Raw genomic sequence first — 15,321 nt, 5'->3', positions numbered from 1 at the left:
AGCCGGGCTGGGCCTCCCACCCGTCATCCAGGTCGCCCCAGAGAGTGGGCTGCACGATCGTCACCCCACGATTGTCCACCCGACCACCGGCAGGGGCGAAACCGGCACGCGGTCGGACGGTGCCGGTCAGGAGACCAGCTGCCGCCCCTCGGCGAGGTGCCGGCCCTCGGTCAGTTGCCGCCCCTCGGCCAGGGTGACCAACTCGTCGACGCCCGCGGGGGAGAGTGCGTACGCGATGGCGAGGGCTGCGGCACCCTGCAGCGCGGCGATCGACCCGGCGCGGGACTGTGCGATCACGAGGTGTTCGGTGGCGAGCGGCATCGAGCGGGAGTAGACGACCTCCCGGACGCCGGCGAGCAGGTGCTCCCCGGCCTGGGTGATCGAGCCGCCGAGGGCGATGACGGACGGGTTGATCAACGAGACGCAGGTGGCGAGGACCTCGCCGATGTCGCGGCCCGCCTGGCGGACCGCCCCGATCGCGTCGAGGTCGGACCGTGCGACGAGGTCGACGACGTCCGCGCTGGTGTGGACGTCGTGCCCCTTCGCGCGGAGCGACCGGGCGATCGCCGGGCCGGAGGCGACGGCCTCCAGGCAACCGGTGTTGCCGCAGTGGCACGGGACGTCACCCGCACGGGAGACACGGACGTGCCCGATGTCACCTGCGGTGCCCTGCGCGCCACGCTGGAGCCGGCCCTCCGACACGATGCCGGACCCGATGCCGGTGGCGACCTTGACGAAGAGCAGGTGGTCGAGGTCCGGCCAGCCGTGCGCGCGTTCCCCGAGCGCGGCGATGTTCACGTCGTTGTCGACGAGCACGTGGGCACGGACGTGCTGGCGGAGCCATCCGGGGACGTCGAAGCCGTCCCAGCCGGGCATGATCGGCGGGTTCGCGGGACGTCCGGTGGAGAACTCGACGGGGCCGGGCAGGCCGATGCCGAACGCGATGACGTCGTCGCGGACGCGGCCGACCGAGTCGAGGAGCTCGTCCACGACGCCGACCAGCCACTCGAGGGTGGGGACGGGGCCGGCGGCGATGTCGATCCGAGCGTCACGGCTGGCGAGCTGCGTGCCGACGAGGTCGGTCACGGCCACGCGACCGTGCGAGGCGCCGAGGTCCGCGGCGACGACGAGCCGGGCGGCGGGGCGCAGGGCGATCTGTGCGGGGGGACGTCCGCCGGTGGAGGCGGCGGTGTCGACGGCACCGACGAGTCCGACGTCGACGAGTGCGTCGATGCGCACGCCGATGGTCGAGCGCGCCATCCCGGTGAGGGCAGCGAGTTCACCACGGGTCCGCGGGACGCCGTCTCGCAGGATCTGGAAGAGCTCACTGGCCCCGACCGGCGGCGTCGTTGCCGTCCGAGTCAAGTCGACCATGCTCGGAGTGAACCACACATCCTCCGAGCCACGCAACGAAGGTCGTCGAACTTCTCCGAACTTTTGCTTGACCGCCGACAAAAGGGCCCATAGTGTGGCGAGCGGTCAGCGAAGACCACATCTCGATGAGGAGAACACCTGGTGCCCCAACCGCTCTCGGTCCAGCTCTACACGGTGCGTTACGCACTGACGACGGACCTCCCCGGAACCCTGGCGACGATCGCCGACATCGGTTTCACGAACGTCGAACTCTTCGGCTTCGTGGAGCGTGCCGACGAGTACGCGGCCGCTCTGCAGCAGGCCGGTCTGACCGCGCCCAGCGGGCACGCACGTCTGCTGGACGCAGACCAGCAGGAACTCGAGCGCATCCTCGGCGCGAGTGTCACCGTCGGGCTCGGCACCCTGATCGACCCGCACGTCGACGAAGCCCGCTGGACCACCCGCGAGGACGTCGAGGCCATCGCCCGACAGTTCAACGACCTCGCCCCGCGCGCCGCCGACCACGGCCTGGCGCTCGGGTACCACAACCACGCGTTCGAGTTCTCGAACCGCATCGACGGCACGAGCGCCTTCGAGGTCTTCGCCGGGGCACTCTCCGACGCCGTCGTCCTCGAGCTCGACACCTACTGGGCGAAGGTCGGCGGTGACGACCCCGTGGCCGTCCTCGGCCGGCTCGGTGACCAGGTCCGCTTCCTGCACGTCAAGGACGGCGACGGCTCGCACGACGACAAGCAGCAGGTTGCGGTCGGCAAGGGGATCATGCCGGTGCGCGACATCGTCGCCGCCGCACCCGACGCCCAGCAGGTCATCGAGCTCGACGACCACGACGGCGACGTCGTGCAGGCTGTGCGCGACTCGTACGCCTTCCTCGCCGGAGCACACGCATGAGCGCCGCGGGACGCGTCGGCGTCGGCGTGATCGGCGCCGGCGTCATCTCGGACCAGTACCTGTCCAACCTGACCGTCTTCCCCGACGTCGAGGTCCTCTTCATCGCTGACATCGACCTGCCCCGCGCAGCGTCGCAGGCCGAGAAGTGGGGCGTGGCGGGCTCCGGCACGGTCGACGAGCTGCTGGCGATCGACGACATCGAGATCGTCGTGAACCTCACGATCCCGGCCGCGCACGTCGAGGTCGCCCTGCAGGCCCTGGCCGCCGGCAAGCACGTGTGGGGCGAGAAGCCCTACGCGCTCGACCGACAGAGCGCGGCGCAGCTCCGCGACGCCGCGGTCGCCGCAGGCAAGACGGTCAGCGTTGCCCCCGACACGTTCCTCGGTGCCGGACTGCAGACCGCGCTCCGGACCATCCGGGACGGTCGCATCGGGAAGCCGCTGAACGGGCTCACCCTGTTCCAGAGCCCCGGCCCGGAGTCCTGGCACCCGAGCCCCGAGTTCCTCTTCGCCTACGGCGCCGGCCCGCTGTTCGACATCGGCCCGTACTACATCACGACCCTCGTGCAGGCGTTCGGACCCGTCGCGAAGGTCACCGCCACCGCATCGAAGTCCCGCGCGACCCGCACGATCGGCTCGGGCCCGAAGGCCGGCACCGAGTTCCCGGTCGACGTCCCGACGAACCACTCGGCACTGATCCAGTTCGAGAACGGCGGCAGCGCCCAGAGCGTCTTCTCGTTCGAGTCCGACCGCGGCCGCACCGGCTTCGTCGAGATCGCGGGCGAGACCGGTACGGTCGTGTTCCCCGACCCGAACAACTTCGACGGCGACACCGAGCTGTACGCGCTCGGCGCCGACGAGCCCGAGACGGTCCCCGCTGTCGGGTCCACCTACTCGCGGGGGACGGGCGTGGTCGACCTGGCTCGCTCCCTCCGCGCTGGTGAGGAGAACCGGGTCCCCGGTGCCCTCGCCTTCCACGTCCTCGACGTGATGGTCTCCATCGCCGAGGCCGCCGAACGTGGTGAGACCGTGCTCGTCGAGAGCACGGTCGCACCCTCCCCGACCCTCCCCGAGGGTTGGGACCCCGCGGAGCAGACCCTGGCCTGACCAGGTCCAGCCGGCCGGACCCTGGTCCGACCCGACCCTGCCCCGTCCCACACAGCAGCACCCAGCACCACCACCGAGCACCACCCTCCTGCACCATCTCAACGACGAGAAAGTAGAGAGTCATGCGCACTGCCATCCGCGCACTGGCCATCACCGCGGCCGCGGCACTCACCGTGTCCGGCCTCGCAGCCTGCTCCTCCGGGTCGTCCGGTTCCGCCGGCGACTCGAAGACGCTCACCTACTGGGCGTCGAACCAGGGCACCTCCCTGCAGAACGACAAGGAGGTGCTGACCCCCGTCCTGAAGAAGTTCACCAAGGAGACCGGGATCAAGGTCGACCTCCAGGTCATCGGCTGGAACGACCTCCAGACGAAGATCCAGACCGCCGTCACGTCGGGCCAGGGCCCGGACGTGGTGAACATCGGCAACACCTGGGCGACCTCGCTCCAGGCCACCGGCGCCTTCCAGGAGTTCGGTGACTCGGAGATGAAGGCGATCGGCGGTGCCGACAAGTTCGGCAAGGTCGCGCTCTCCACCGGTGGTGCCCCCGGCAAGACCGTCACGAGCGTCCCGCTCTACGGCCTCGCCTACGGCCTGTTCTACAACAAGCAGATGCTCGCCGACGCCGGCGTCGAAGCCCCCACCACCTGGGAGGAGCTGACCGCCGCGGCGAAGAAGCTCACCACCGGTGGCAAGTACGGCTTCAGCCTCGCCGGTGGCTCGTACACCGAGAACGCGCACTTCGCGTTCATCAACTCGGCGCAGAACGGCGGCGAGTGGTTCGACAAGGACGGCAAGCCGACCTTCGCGTCGGACGAGAACGTCGACGGCATCAAGCGCTACATCGACCTGATGCAGGACACCAAGGCGGCGAACCCCTCGAACGCGCAGTACGACAACGCGAACCAGTCGGTCGCGGACTTCGCGAACAAGAAGGCCGCGATGATCCTCAACCAGAACAACGCGAACACCACCATCGAATCGCTCGGCATGAAGTCCGACGAGTTCGGTGTGGTGCCGCTGCCGGCACCGAGTGGCGGCGAGCAGATCGCCAGCTTCCCGGCCGGCATCAACCTCTCGATCTTCAAGAACACGAAGAACAAGGAGGGCGCGCTGAAGTTCGTCAAGTACATGACGAGCCCCGACACGCAGACCACGCTCGACAAGCCGTACGCGGCGCTGCCGGTGCTCGCTGCCGCGGCCGACTCCGTCACGGACGAGCAGACGAAGACGTTCCTCGACATCTACAACAACAAGGCGAAGCCGCTCCCGCTGGTGCCCGCCGAGGACCAGTTCGAGTCCACGGTCGGCAAGGCGATGAACGACATGTTCGCCAAGATCGCAACGGGTTCGAAGGTGTCCGACAAGGACATCAAGGACGCGCTGCAGACGGCCCAGGACCAGGTCTCCCAGGCCGCAGGTTGATCTGACGGGAGGCCCGGATCGCGTCCGCGAGGGCGCCGTCCGGGCCTCCCGCCCCACCGCTCGAACCACCTCCACCCCAGCCGGAAGGCCTGCCCATGTCCACGACGGTCCTGCCAGACTCCGAGGCCATCGACCTGACGCACACGAAGGCGCCGACCCTGTCGGGTCCGCCCCGTGGGAAGCGCCGCGTCCCGTGGCTCCCGTACGCGCTCGTCGGTCCCGCGATCCTCTTCGAACTGCTCATCCACATCGTGCCGATGCTCGTCGGCATCTGGATCAGCTTCGTCCAGCTCACCAAGTACTTCATCGCGAACTGGGGCGCCGCCCCGTTCGCCGGGCTGCGCAACTACTCCGTCGCGGTTGACTTCGATCAGGCCATCGGTCGTGGGCTGCTCAACTCGTTCCTCATCACCTGCGCGTTCACGATCCTCGTGGTCGGGCTCTCCTGGGGCTTCGGCATGGCCGCCGCCGTCGCGCTGCAGAAGCCGTTCCTCGGCCGAGGCCTGTTCCGCACGCTCTTCCTGATCCCCTACGCGCTGCCGATGTACGCCGGTGTGATCACCTGGAAGTTCATGTTCCAGCGTGACTCCGGAGCCCTGAACCACATCCTCGTGGACCAGTTGCACCTGTTCGGAGCCAACCCGCCGTTCTGGCTGATCGGCAACAACGCCTTCGTGGCCGTCGTGGTCGTCGCCATCTGGAAGACCTGGCCGTTCGCGTTCCTCATGCTCATGGCGGGTCTGCAGTCCGTGCCGGCCGACGTGTACGAGGCCGCGTCGGTCGACGGTGCCAAGCCCTTCCGCCAGTGGCGCTCCATCACCCTGCCGATGGTCCGCCCGGTGAACGTCACCCTCGTGCTCGTGATGTTCCTCTGGACGTTCAACGACTTCAACACACCGTTCGTGTTGTTCGGTTCGACCGCACAGCCCCCGGCCGCCGACCTGTTGAGCTTCCACATCTACAACGCGTCGTTCATCACCTGGAACTTCGGCTCCGGGGCCGCGATGAGCGTGCTGCTCCTCCTCTTCCTGCTCGTCGTCACCGGCATCTACCTGGCCGTCACCAACCGGAGGTCCGTCCGTGCGTGAAACAGTGGGCGCAAAGTCCTTCAAGGTCATCGTCCTCGTCCTGCTCACCGTCTTCACGGTGGTGCCGCTCTACGTGATGGTCACCACGGCGATCAAGCCGCTCGGTGACGTGCAGAACGACTTCACGTGGATCCCGTCGAACATCACCTTCCAGCCGTTCATCGACATGTGGTCGACCGTCCCGCTGGCGCGGTACTTCGTCAACTCGCTCGTGGTCTGCACGGTCGCGACGGTGTTCTCGCTGATCATCGCCACGTTCGCCGCCTACGCGGTGTCGCGGTGGAACTTCAAGGGCAAGAGCGCCTTCACCACGACGGTGCTCTCGACCCAGATGTTCCCCGGCGTGCTGTTCCTGCTGCCGCTGTTCCTGATCTTCACGAACCTCGGCAACTCACTCGGCATCCAGCTCGTCGGCAGCTGGCTCGGCCTGATCATCACGTACCTGACGTTCACGCTGCCGTTCTCGATCTGGATGCTCGCGGGCTACTTCGAGACGATCCCGCGGGAGCTCGACGAGGCCGCGATGGTCGACGGGTCCGGCCCGATGGGCGCGCTGTTCCGCATCATCCTGCCGTCGGCCCGCCCGGGTCTCGTGGCCGTCGGCATCTACTCGTTCATGACGGCCTGGGGTGAGGTGCTCTTCGCCTCCGTCATGACGAACGGTCTCGGCTCCACGCTCGCGGTCGGTCTGCAGCAGTACTCGACGCAGACGAACGTGTACTGGAACCAGATCATGGCCGCGTCGCTGGTCGTGTCGATCCCGGTCGTCATCGCGTTCCTCGTGGTGCAGCGCCAGTTCGTCGCCGGTCTGACCGCCGGTGCGGTGAAGTAGCCGTACCCCACTGACGGGAGGCGCGGCGCGGGTCCGTCCCGCACCGCGCCTCCCGTCCGTCATGCGGCCCCAGCCGCAGAACGCCGGTGTTCGTGCGTCGCATCGCGGCTTGCTGCGGCGTTTCCGACGGACACCGGTGTCCTGCCTCCCAGCCGGCCGCTCGCTCGCCAGTCGGCCGCTCGCTCGACCGACCACGCACGACAGGATGGACACATGACCGAGACCCGTGGGCGGCAGCTGCTGCCCGGCCAGACCAGCCGCGTGCACGTGTACGACGTCGAGACGCGGACCGCGCGGCTGGTGTTCGCCTCGGACACGGTGCTCGTCGAGGCCCCGAACGTCCTGGACGCCGACACGCTCGTCCTGAACGGCGACGGGGACCTCTGGCTGCTGCCGCTGCCGGAGGCCGGGACCGTCCTCGACGAGACCGCCCTGGTGCCGGTGCCGATGGACGGCGTGCCCGAGATCAACAACGACCACGTGCTCGACCCGTCGGGGGAGTCCGTCGTCGTGAGCGCCCGCGACGGCGAGCTGTACCGCGTGCCGCTGCCCGCCGGGGGAGCGGGCGTCCGGATCACGGACACCGCACGCGCCCTGCCCGTGGTGCGGAAGTACTACCTGCACGGCATCGCCCCGGACGGGTCGACGCTGGCCGCCATCGTCGGCGACCTGTCCGAGGACGGCGTCTGGACGACCGACGTCGCGCTCGTCGACCCCGTGACGGGAGAGCCGACCTTCCTCACCCGGGACGAACACCCGACGGACGGTTGCTCGTACGCCGGAGACGTCCTGCTGTTCAACACCGAGCGGTTCACCCCCGGCACCGCACAGCTCGCCGCGCTGCGGGACGGGTCGACCGAGCCCGTGCAGATCACCGGCGACGAGCGGGTGAACTGGTTCCCGCACGTCTCCCCGGACGGCACACACCTGCTGTACCTGTCGTACGAGCCGGGCGTGCAGGGGCACCCCGCCGACCACCGCGTGGAGCTCCGACTGCTGCCCGGGGTCCTGGCACGGGGTGCGCGGATCGCGGTGGTGCCCGAGACCCTGGTCACCCTCGACGGCGGGCAGGGGACCGTGAACGTCCCACCGTGGGCGCCGGACTCGTCGTGGTTCGCGTACTGCGACTACCCGGTCACGACGGCGGGCTGACTCGGGAACACCGGTGTCGGTGCGCCGCGCCGCGGCGATCCGCGGTGCGACGCACGAACACCGGTGTCCCGCCACTGACCGGTCCTCCCGCCCGGCGGATCAGCCGCGACTAGACGTCGCGCACCTGTCCCTGCTTGATGTGGAGCCGGCGCTCCGCCCGCCGCGCCACCCACGAGTCGTGTGTCACGATGACGACCGTCAGCCCGCGGTCCTTCCACTGCCGTTCGATGAGGCCCATGATCTCGTCACGGGTGCCCTCGTCCAGCGCACCGGTCGGCTCGTCCGCCAGCAGGACGGTCGGGTCCTTCACCAGCGCGCGGGCGATCGCGACGCGCTGCTGCTGGCCGCCGGAGAGCTCGGCGGGCAGGTGGTCGAGACGTTCCTCGAGGCCGACCTCACGCAGTGCGGTCGTGGCACGTCCGCGGACCTCGGCACGGGACCGGTTGGCCAGGCTGCCCGCGAACGCGGTCTCGACGTTCTCCAGCGCGGTCAGGGTCGGGATGAGGTTGAAGCTCTGGAACACGAAGCCGATCTCGGTGGCCCGGACGTCGGTGAGGGCACGGTCGCCGAGGGAGGCGCCGTCCCGGTCGCCCAGGTGCACCGAGCCACTGCTCGGCCGGTCGAGCGCACCGAGCATCTGCAGCAGCGTCGACTTGCCGCCGCCGGTCGGCCCCTGGACGGCGACGAGCTGCCCCTGCGGGATCTCGAGGTCCACCCCGGCCAGCGCGGTGACGGTGCGGTTCTTCTGCCGGTACGTCTTCGTCACGCCCGACAAGCGGTACGCGGGTCGGGAGGCGATGGGCACGCCACCCGTGGTGGCTGCGGTCTCGGTGGTGGTCACGATGGCTCCTGGATCGGTCGTCTGGGTGGTGGGTGCTGCCGGGTGTTCGCGGTTCGTCGACCGCATCACGCCACGCTCCGCAGCGCTTCCGCGGGGCGGAGACGGGAGGCCCGCCACCCGCCGAGCGCGCCGGCGAGCAGTCCGCCGAGGACCGCGAGCCCGATCGCGAGCAGGATCACCTCGACCGTGACGGGGGCGTGCAGGACGACGTCCGTGGTCGCCGCCGTCTGCCCGCCACCGCCGAAGCCGCCCGCGGGGGCGCCGCCGGTCGTGCCGCTGCCGGCCGCTGCCGTCGCGGCCGCTCCGGGCACGGCACCGCCGGCGCCGGGCCCGTTCCGGGTGCTGGTGGCGGCGCTCGCCGAGACCGTGGGGGCGATCACGTTCACCACGAGGATGCCGACGAGTCCGGCCGCGGCGCCGATCACGCCGCCGATCAGGCCCTGCACGAGTGACTCGCCCGCGACCTGCCGGGTGATGCGGCCGTTCGACCAGCCGATGGCCTTCAGCGTGCCGAACTCTCGGGTCCGTCGGGTGACACCCGAGATGGTGAACAGGATCGCGATGAGGAACGCCGCCGCCAGGACGACGATCGACAGCCACCGGCCGAGGTTCGACACGAGCGTCGACGCCGTCGCGAGGGAACCGGACACGCTCGAGGCGAGGTCGGACTCGGTGGAGACGGTCGCGCTCGCCAACGCCTTCTGCAGCGCGGTCTTGATCGTCGCGACGTCCGAGGACGACTCCGCGGACACGTAGATCGAGGTCACCTTCCCGGTCAGGTCGGCGAGCGTCTGCGCGGTGTCGAGCGGGATGTACGTGTTCGATCCGGTGGTGGACGCGGACCCGGTCGAGGCGACGATCCCGATCACGTCGAACGTCTTCCCACCGATCGAGACGGTGTCGCCGACGGCCTTCGACTCGCTCTTCGCGTACGCGGAGTCGAGCACGGCGACGTCCTTGCCGGCGTCCGCCGTGGTGAAGGTCCGGCCCTTCGTGGTCTCGGTGCTGGTGAGCGGGCCGACCGTGTCGCCGGACACCGGGATGCCGGTCACGGTGAACGAGTCGACGCTGAACGAGCCGCCGCCGAAGCCGCCGCCGCCCTGGTCGGTGCCGCTCGGCGGCCCGCCCTGTGCTGTGCTGTCACTGCTGCTGCTGCTGCTGCTGCCGTCGCTCTGCTCGACCTGCCCCGAGAACGTGCTGTTCTCGAGCGTCAGGACCCCGGTCGCGGCCTCGACCCCGTCCGTGCCGGTGACCGTCGCCACGTTCGCCGCGCTCAGGGTGCTCGACCCGCGGGACACCGCGAGGCGGGACTGGGACAGGTCCGTCGACCCGCTGCTGCTGTCCGACGAGCCCTGGTCGCCGAAGTCGAACGACGGACGCCCGGTGCTGCTCGACGACGGGGTCTCGGTCTTCGTGACCGTGATGTCGGTGCCGACGCCGTACACGGACTGCAGGACGCTGGACTGGGCGGACTGCACGCCGCTCGCGATCGACGACACGATGACGACGAGCGCGATGGCCAGTGCCATCCCGACGGCGATGATCACCGTCTGCTTCTTGCGGTTCGTCAGTTCGCGCCTGAGGTAGGTCAGGAACATGGTTCTCCTCGGTGGGGGCCGGCTCGGGGAGCACCGGTCGCGCGGATCGCGCGGCGGGGGCCGACGAGGAGAACCTAGGAAGCGCCGCCAAGGGCACCCCTTCGGTCCGCTATGAGGACGCCATGGAGGTCAGGACGCGTCGCCGTGGGTCCGCCGGAGGTGCTCCGCGTACCCGCCGGGCGTCCGGCCGTGGAACCGGCCGCTCGTGCTCGCGCCGTGCGCCTGGCTGATCACGACCCCTCTCACTGCGAGTTCGATGCACAGGGCGCACTGGGACGGGCCACAGACGGCTCATAGGAATCTCTCGATACTCGAAGACGTGACCATCTCCCAGCCCTCCGCACCCCCGCGTCTCACACGTGCCGACGGTTCCCCGTTGCGCATCCTGGTCGTCGACGACGAAGCCAGCCTCACCGACCTGCTCTCGATGGCGCTCCGCTACGAGGGCTGGGACGTCCGCAGCGCGAACGGCGGCCAGGACGCCCTCACCAAGGCCCGCGAGTTCCGCCCCGATGCGATGGTGCTCGACGTGATGATGCCGGACCTCGACGGACTGCAGGTCCTCAGCCGACTCCGGCAGAACAACGACGACACCCCGGTGCTGTTCCTCACCGCCAAGGACTCCGTCGAGGACCGCGTCACCGGGCTCACCGCCGGCGGCGACGACTACGTCACCAAGCCGTTCTCCCTCGAAGAGGTCGTCGCGCGCCTCCGAGGGCTCATCCGTCGCTCGCAGATCTCCGTCAGCGAGGCCGGGGACTCCCGCATCGTCGTCGGGGACCTGGTGCTCGACGAGGAGTCGTACGAGGTGACCCGCGCCGGCCGCGCCGTCGAGTTGACCGCCACCGAGTTCGAGCTGCTCCGCTTCCTCATGCGCAACCCGCGCCGCGTCCTGTCGAAGGCGCAGATCCTCGACCGGGTGTGGTCGTACGACTTCGGTGGCAAGTCCTCCGTCGTCGAGATCTACATCTCGTACCTGCGCAAGAAGATCGACGTCGGCGAGGAGCCGATGATCCACACCGTGCGTGGCGTCGGCTACGTCATCAAGCCCACCGCCTGACGCCGGGCGCCCTCATGACCCTCCGTCGCCGGCTCGTCCTGAGCATCGTCGCCCTCGTCGTCGCCGTCAGCGCGGTGATCGGGGGCGGCAGCATCGTCGCGCTGTTCTCCATCCAACGCTCGGCGATCGACGAGCAGTTGCAGTACGCGACGAACCGAGCGCAGCGGTCGGTCGAGCAGCAGGGGCCGAACGGGCCGGGGTCGGAGTTCGGTCGTCCGTCGGGCCAGGCGGCCGGGACGCTCACGGTCTACGTCGTCGACGGCAACGTGGTCGCGGGGAGCCTGCTCGACAACTCCGGCAAGGTCGACCAGCTGTCGAGCGCGGTCGTCCGGCCACTGAGCGGGCTCCGTGTCGACGGGCGCCCGCACACGATCGCCCTCGGTTCCGACGTCGGGCGCTACCGGGTCACGGCGGCCGCTGTCGGGCCCGCGGTCCTCGTCGTCGGCCTGCCCCTCGCCCCGGTGTACGAGAGTGTGTGGAAGCTGTTCGGGGTGGTGCTCGTGGTCACCGGGCTCGCCCTCCTCGCCGCTTCCCTGGTCGCGGCCGCCGCGGTCCGACGAGCGCTCCGGCCACTCGACCGCGTCGCCGAGACCGCTTCCACCGTCGCCCGGATGCCGCTCGACCGCAGCAACGCCCTCGACGGCGTCCGTGTCCCCGACGCCGACCCCGCGACCGAGGTCGGCCGGGTCGGCACCGCGTTCAACCGGATGCTCGGGCACATCGGCAACGCCATGCAGGCCCGGGAGCGGTCCGAGCAGAAGGTCCGGCAGTTCGTCGCGGATGCCTCCCACGAGCTCCGGACGCCCCTGGCATCGATCCGCGGGTACGCCGAACTCACCCGACGGATGGGTGCCGACCTGCCGCCGGACGTCGTCTACGCGATGAGCCGGGTCGAGTCGGAGTCCGTCCGGATGACCTCGATGGTCGAGGACCTGCTGCTGCTCGCCCGCCTCGACGAGGGCCGCGAGATCCAGTTCGCCGACGTCGACCTGACCGGTCTCGTGCTCGACGCCGTGAACGACGCCCACGCTGCCTCGCCGGACCACCCGATCGAGGTCGACCTGCCGTCCGAACCCGTCGAGGTCGTCGGCGACGCCGCACGCCTGCACCAGGTGATCGTCAACCTCGTCACCAACGCCCGGACCCACACGCCCGACGGCACGCGGATCACGGTCGGCATCGCGCCGGCGTCGGACGGCGGTGTCGACCTCACCGTCCGCGACGACGGGCAGGGGATCGACCCCGAGTTCCTGCCGAAGCTCTTCGAGCGGTTCGCCCGCGCCGACAGCTCGCGGTCGCGGACCGCGGGGTCGACGGGACTCGGACTCGCGATCGTCGACGCCGTCGTGCAGGCGCACGGCGGGCGGGTCAGCGTGGCGAGCGAGCCGGGGGACACGGTGTTCACGGTGCACCTGCCGGAGCGCGGCGCGGAGACGGCTGGTGCTGGTGGTGCTGCTGCTGGCGCAGGTGTGACCGATGCGGGTACGGCCGGTGCAGCGGTCGGCTCCGCGGCATCGGACGCGTCGGACTCCGCGGCATCGGACGCGTCGGACTCCGTGGCATCGGGCGCGTCGGACGCGTGGGCCGAGGTGCCGGGGCGTTCCTGACCGGACCGGCGGGGCGGAGGTGGGGCGGGCCTCCAGGCCGGACCCGAGGTTCCGGAACGCGCCCGGGCTGTGGTACCGTTCTGTTCAGCCAAAGACCGCTGGTCGTCGCTGCCGTGCTCACGCACGGACAGTGACCGAAGGTCCTCGTCACGAGGCAGCCCGCGCAGGTGTTCAGAACCACTCCCACACATCGTGCGGGAGCAGCTCCGAGCCTCTGCGCCGGAGCTTTTTTCGTGTGCGGGTTGTGTTCACCACAGCCATGGGACCCGGGGCTGCCAGCAAGAACCCCAAGGAGAACCATGGCGAACAAGGAAGCTGCGGTCGCCGAGCTCACGGAGTCCTTCCGTAGCTCGAACGCCGTTCTGCTCACCGAGTACCGCGGTCTCACGGTCGCGCAGCTCAAGGAGCTCCGCAACTCGATCCGTGAGCACGCCACGTACGCCGTGGTGAAGAACACGCTGACCAAGATCGCGGCCAACGAGGCAGGCATCACGTCGTTCGACGACGAGCTCGCCGGTCCGTCCGCTCTCGCCTTCGTCCACGGTGACACCGTCGCCGTCGCGAAGTCGCTGCGTGCATTCGCCAAGGCGAACCCCGAGCTCGTGGTGAAGGGTGGTTACTTCGACGGTAACCCGCTCTCCGCGACCGAGGTGGACAAGCTCGCCGACCTCGAGTCCCGCGAAGTGCTGCTCGGCAAGCTCGCCGGCGCCTTCAAGGCCTCGCTGTTCGGTGCTGCGTACCTGTTCAACGCACCCCTCTCGCAGGCCGTCCGCACGGTGGACGCCCTCCGCGAGAAGCAGGAGTCCGCGGCCTGACCAGGCACGCGTTCCACAACCACATCACGTACTGAGTAGTAGGAGAAAATCATGGCGAAGCTTTCGCAGGACGAGCTCATCGAGGCCTTCAAGGAGCTCACGCTCATCGAGCTCTCGGACTTCGTGAAGAAGTTCGAAGAGGTCTTCGAGGTCACCGCTGCTGCCCCCGTCGCGGTCGCCGCGGCCGGTGGCGCTGCTGCCCCCGCCGAGGAGGTCGAGGAGAAGACCGAGTTCGACGTCGTGCTCAAGTCGGCCGGTGACAAGAAGATCCAGGTCATCAAGGAGGTCCGTGGCCTCACGTCGCTCGGCCTGGGCGAGGCCAAGGCGCTCGTCGAGACCGCTGACGCGAAGATCCTCGAAGGTGCGAACAAGGAAGCTGCCGACAAGGCGAAGGCTGCCCTCGAGGCCGTCGGCGCCACCGTCGAGCTCGTCTGAGTCCGACCTTCTGGTCACGAAGGCCGCTGCCCCTCCGGGCGGCGGCCTTCGTCGTGTGCGGGCCGGGGGCGGGCCGGGGGCGGCGACTTTTCGCGCTGAGCGACACGGTTCGCGGCCGGACCCGCGAACCGTGTCGCTGAGCGCGAAAAGTCCCACCGCTCACAGCCGGACACCGTGCGCCCGGAAGAGTGCTCGCAGGCGGTCTGGCTCGACGAGATGCCACCAGGTCACGCGGATGACCGCTCGGACCTCCGGCCGAGACCGGATCCGGTCTTCCCGGACTTTCTCGCGCCAGAGCACCTCCGCCGGGTCCGACGTGCCGATCATCGTCGGATCGCGGTACTTCTGCTTCCCGTCGAACTCGACCACGACTCCCCGGCTCGGGAGCCAGAAGTCGACGCGATCACGTCGCCCGTCAGGCAGGACGAACTCGTGCTGCGGGATCGTCGCCGGCGCTCCGATCTCGACCAGACGGATCGCCGTGAACGACTCCCCGGGTGACTCGTGTCGCTCGTCGAGCGCGGACAGGACGAGCTGAGCACGGGCTGAGCCGCGGGCCGGACCGAGGGGGAGCTCCTCGGCGAGACGGGATGGCTCGATGACCCGTGCTCGGACCGCGGCGTCGACGGCGACTGCTGCGACGTGCACCGGCGCACTGACGATGAGCGCGACAGCCGTGGGGACCGGAGCCGTCACCGGTACGCCGTCGAGTCGCACGGGGTCCACTGCGGGGAGCGGACCCGCGTGCCGCACCAGGCCGGCTCGGTGCACGGTCGTGGTGCGGCGGTCATCGATGACGTGCACGCGTTCTGGCGCTGGCCCGATCAACGGCCAGCCAAGAGCGAGGGCAGCCGTGACGTGCGAGAAACCCGTTCCCTCCTCCAGCTCGGGAGCCACCGCACGAGCCCGGGCGAGGTGCCGTCCGGTCTCCTCGAGCGCCTCCCACTCTCCGCGGGGCATGTACACGCCCTGCCGGATCAGGACGACGTCGCCAGACCGGTGCGCTCGCTGCGTTGCTCTCGCGGCACTGCGATCGGCCATGTCGGTTCGGAGGAGGTGCGGTCGCTTCCGGTGGTGCTCCATGGCCCATCGTGTGGCTCC

General features: G+C 69.7%; 14 protein-coding genes. 10 read left to right on the top strand and 4 right to left on the bottom strand.

All coding sequences use genetic code 11. The annotated features are described in order from the left end of the window. Window positions 1-126 precede the first annotated feature (126 nt). Window positions 127-1,374 carry an ROK family transcriptional regulator gene (locus tag DEJ25_RS08205; RefSeq protein ID WP_110902641.1) on the bottom strand — a complete coding sequence of 416 codons (1,248 nt, stop codon included), beginning with the start codon at window positions 1,372-1,374 and terminating at the stop codon, window positions 127-129. Window positions 1,375-1,515: 141 nt separating this feature from the next. Here DEJ25_RS08205 and DEJ25_RS08200 point away from each other — a divergent pair, with 141 nt between their 5' ends. The 6 genes from DEJ25_RS08200 (at window position 1,516) to DEJ25_RS08175 (ending at window position 7,864) form a co-directional block, all read left to right on the top strand. Next, entirely contained in the window at window positions 1,516-2,262 is a 747-nt protein-coding gene (locus DEJ25_RS08200; protein WP_111044381.1) for a sugar phosphate isomerase/epimerase, read from the top strand. Beyond that, window positions 2,259-3,368: a Gfo/Idh/MocA family protein gene (locus DEJ25_RS08195; protein ID WP_111044380.1), complete on the top strand. Its 1,110-nt coding sequence runs from the start codon at window positions 2,259-2,261 to the stop codon at window positions 3,366-3,368. The genes DEJ25_RS08200 and DEJ25_RS08195 overlap by 4 nt, the downstream gene beginning before the upstream one ends. Before the next feature lie 122 nt (window positions 3,369-3,490). Continuing rightward, window positions 3,491-4,792: an ABC transporter substrate-binding protein gene (locus DEJ25_RS08190; RefSeq protein ID WP_111044379.1), complete on the top strand. Its 1,302-nt coding sequence runs from the start codon at window positions 3,491-3,493 to the stop codon at window positions 4,790-4,792. Between the two features lie 95 nt (window positions 4,793-4,887). After that, window positions 4,888-5,880, top strand: a complete 993-nt coding sequence (locus tag DEJ25_RS08185) for a carbohydrate ABC transporter permease (protein ID WP_181421471.1) — start codon at window positions 4,888-4,890, stop codon at window positions 5,878-5,880. Beyond that, complete coding sequence (locus tag DEJ25_RS08180) at window positions 5,873-6,712, top strand: carbohydrate ABC transporter permease (RefSeq protein ID WP_110902645.1); 840 nt, start codon at window positions 5,873-5,875, stop codon at window positions 6,710-6,712. The genes DEJ25_RS08185 and DEJ25_RS08180 overlap by 8 nt, the downstream gene beginning before the upstream one ends. Window positions 6,713-6,925: 213 nt before the next feature. Beyond that, entirely contained in the window at window positions 6,926-7,864 is a 939-nt protein-coding gene (locus tag DEJ25_RS08175; protein WP_110902646.1) for a hypothetical protein, read from the top strand. A gap of 109 nt (window positions 7,865-7,973) precedes the next feature. On the opposite strand, the gene DEJ25_RS08170 is transcribed toward DEJ25_RS08175, so the two are convergent. Together DEJ25_RS08170 and DEJ25_RS08165 are read right to left on the bottom strand one after the other, a co-directional pair. Continuing rightward, window positions 7,974-8,705: an ABC transporter ATP-binding protein gene (locus DEJ25_RS08170; protein WP_258366450.1), complete on the bottom strand. Its 732-nt coding sequence runs from the start codon at window positions 8,703-8,705 to the stop codon at window positions 7,974-7,976. Window positions 8,706-8,770: 65 nt separating this feature from the next. Beyond that, window positions 8,771-10,303 carry an ABC transporter permease gene (locus tag DEJ25_RS08165; RefSeq protein ID WP_111044377.1) on the bottom strand — a complete coding sequence of 511 codons (1,533 nt, stop codon included), beginning with the start codon at window positions 10,301-10,303 and terminating at the stop codon, window positions 8,771-8,773. Window positions 10,304-10,622: 319 nt separating this feature from the next. Here DEJ25_RS08165 and DEJ25_RS08160 point away from each other — a divergent pair, with 319 nt between their 5' ends. From DEJ25_RS08160 to rplL, 4 genes are all read left to right on the top strand, one after another. Continuing rightward, complete coding sequence (locus tag DEJ25_RS08160) at window positions 10,623-11,363, top strand: response regulator transcription factor (protein ID WP_181421472.1); 741 nt, start codon at window positions 10,623-10,625, stop codon at window positions 11,361-11,363. A gap of 14 nt (window positions 11,364-11,377) precedes the next feature. Next, a complete protein-coding gene (locus DEJ25_RS08155) occupies window positions 11,378-12,970 on the top strand; it encodes a cell wall metabolism sensor histidine kinase WalK (RefSeq protein ID WP_111044376.1) in 1,593 nt (530 codons plus the stop codon). Between the two features lie 299 nt (window positions 12,971-13,269). Further along, on the top strand, window positions 13,270-13,785 hold the full coding sequence (gene rplJ, locus DEJ25_RS08150; protein ID WP_110902650.1) for a 50S ribosomal protein L10: 516 nt from the start codon (window positions 13,270-13,272) through the stop codon (window positions 13,783-13,785). Window positions 13,786-13,836: 51 nt separating this feature from the next. Then, entirely contained in the window at window positions 13,837-14,220 is a 384-nt protein-coding gene (gene rplL, locus DEJ25_RS08145; protein ID WP_110902651.1) for a 50S ribosomal protein L7/L12, read from the top strand. A 159-nt stretch (window positions 14,221-14,379) separates the two neighbouring features. On the opposite strand, the gene DEJ25_RS08140 is transcribed toward rplL, so the two are convergent. Continuing rightward, a complete protein-coding gene (locus DEJ25_RS08140; protein WP_181427380.1) occupies window positions 14,380-15,261 on the bottom strand; it encodes a hypothetical protein in 882 nt (293 codons plus the stop codon). Between the last annotated feature and the right edge of the window lie 60 nt (window positions 15,262-15,321).

This window comes from Curtobacterium sp. MCPF17_011 (assembly GCF_003234145.1).
Classification (GTDB): domain Bacteria; phylum Actinomycetota; class Actinomycetes; order Actinomycetales; family Microbacteriaceae; genus Curtobacterium.
The sequence above is the reverse complement of the archived record's forward strand: the minus strand, read 5'-3'. Positions and strand labels throughout refer to the sequence as shown.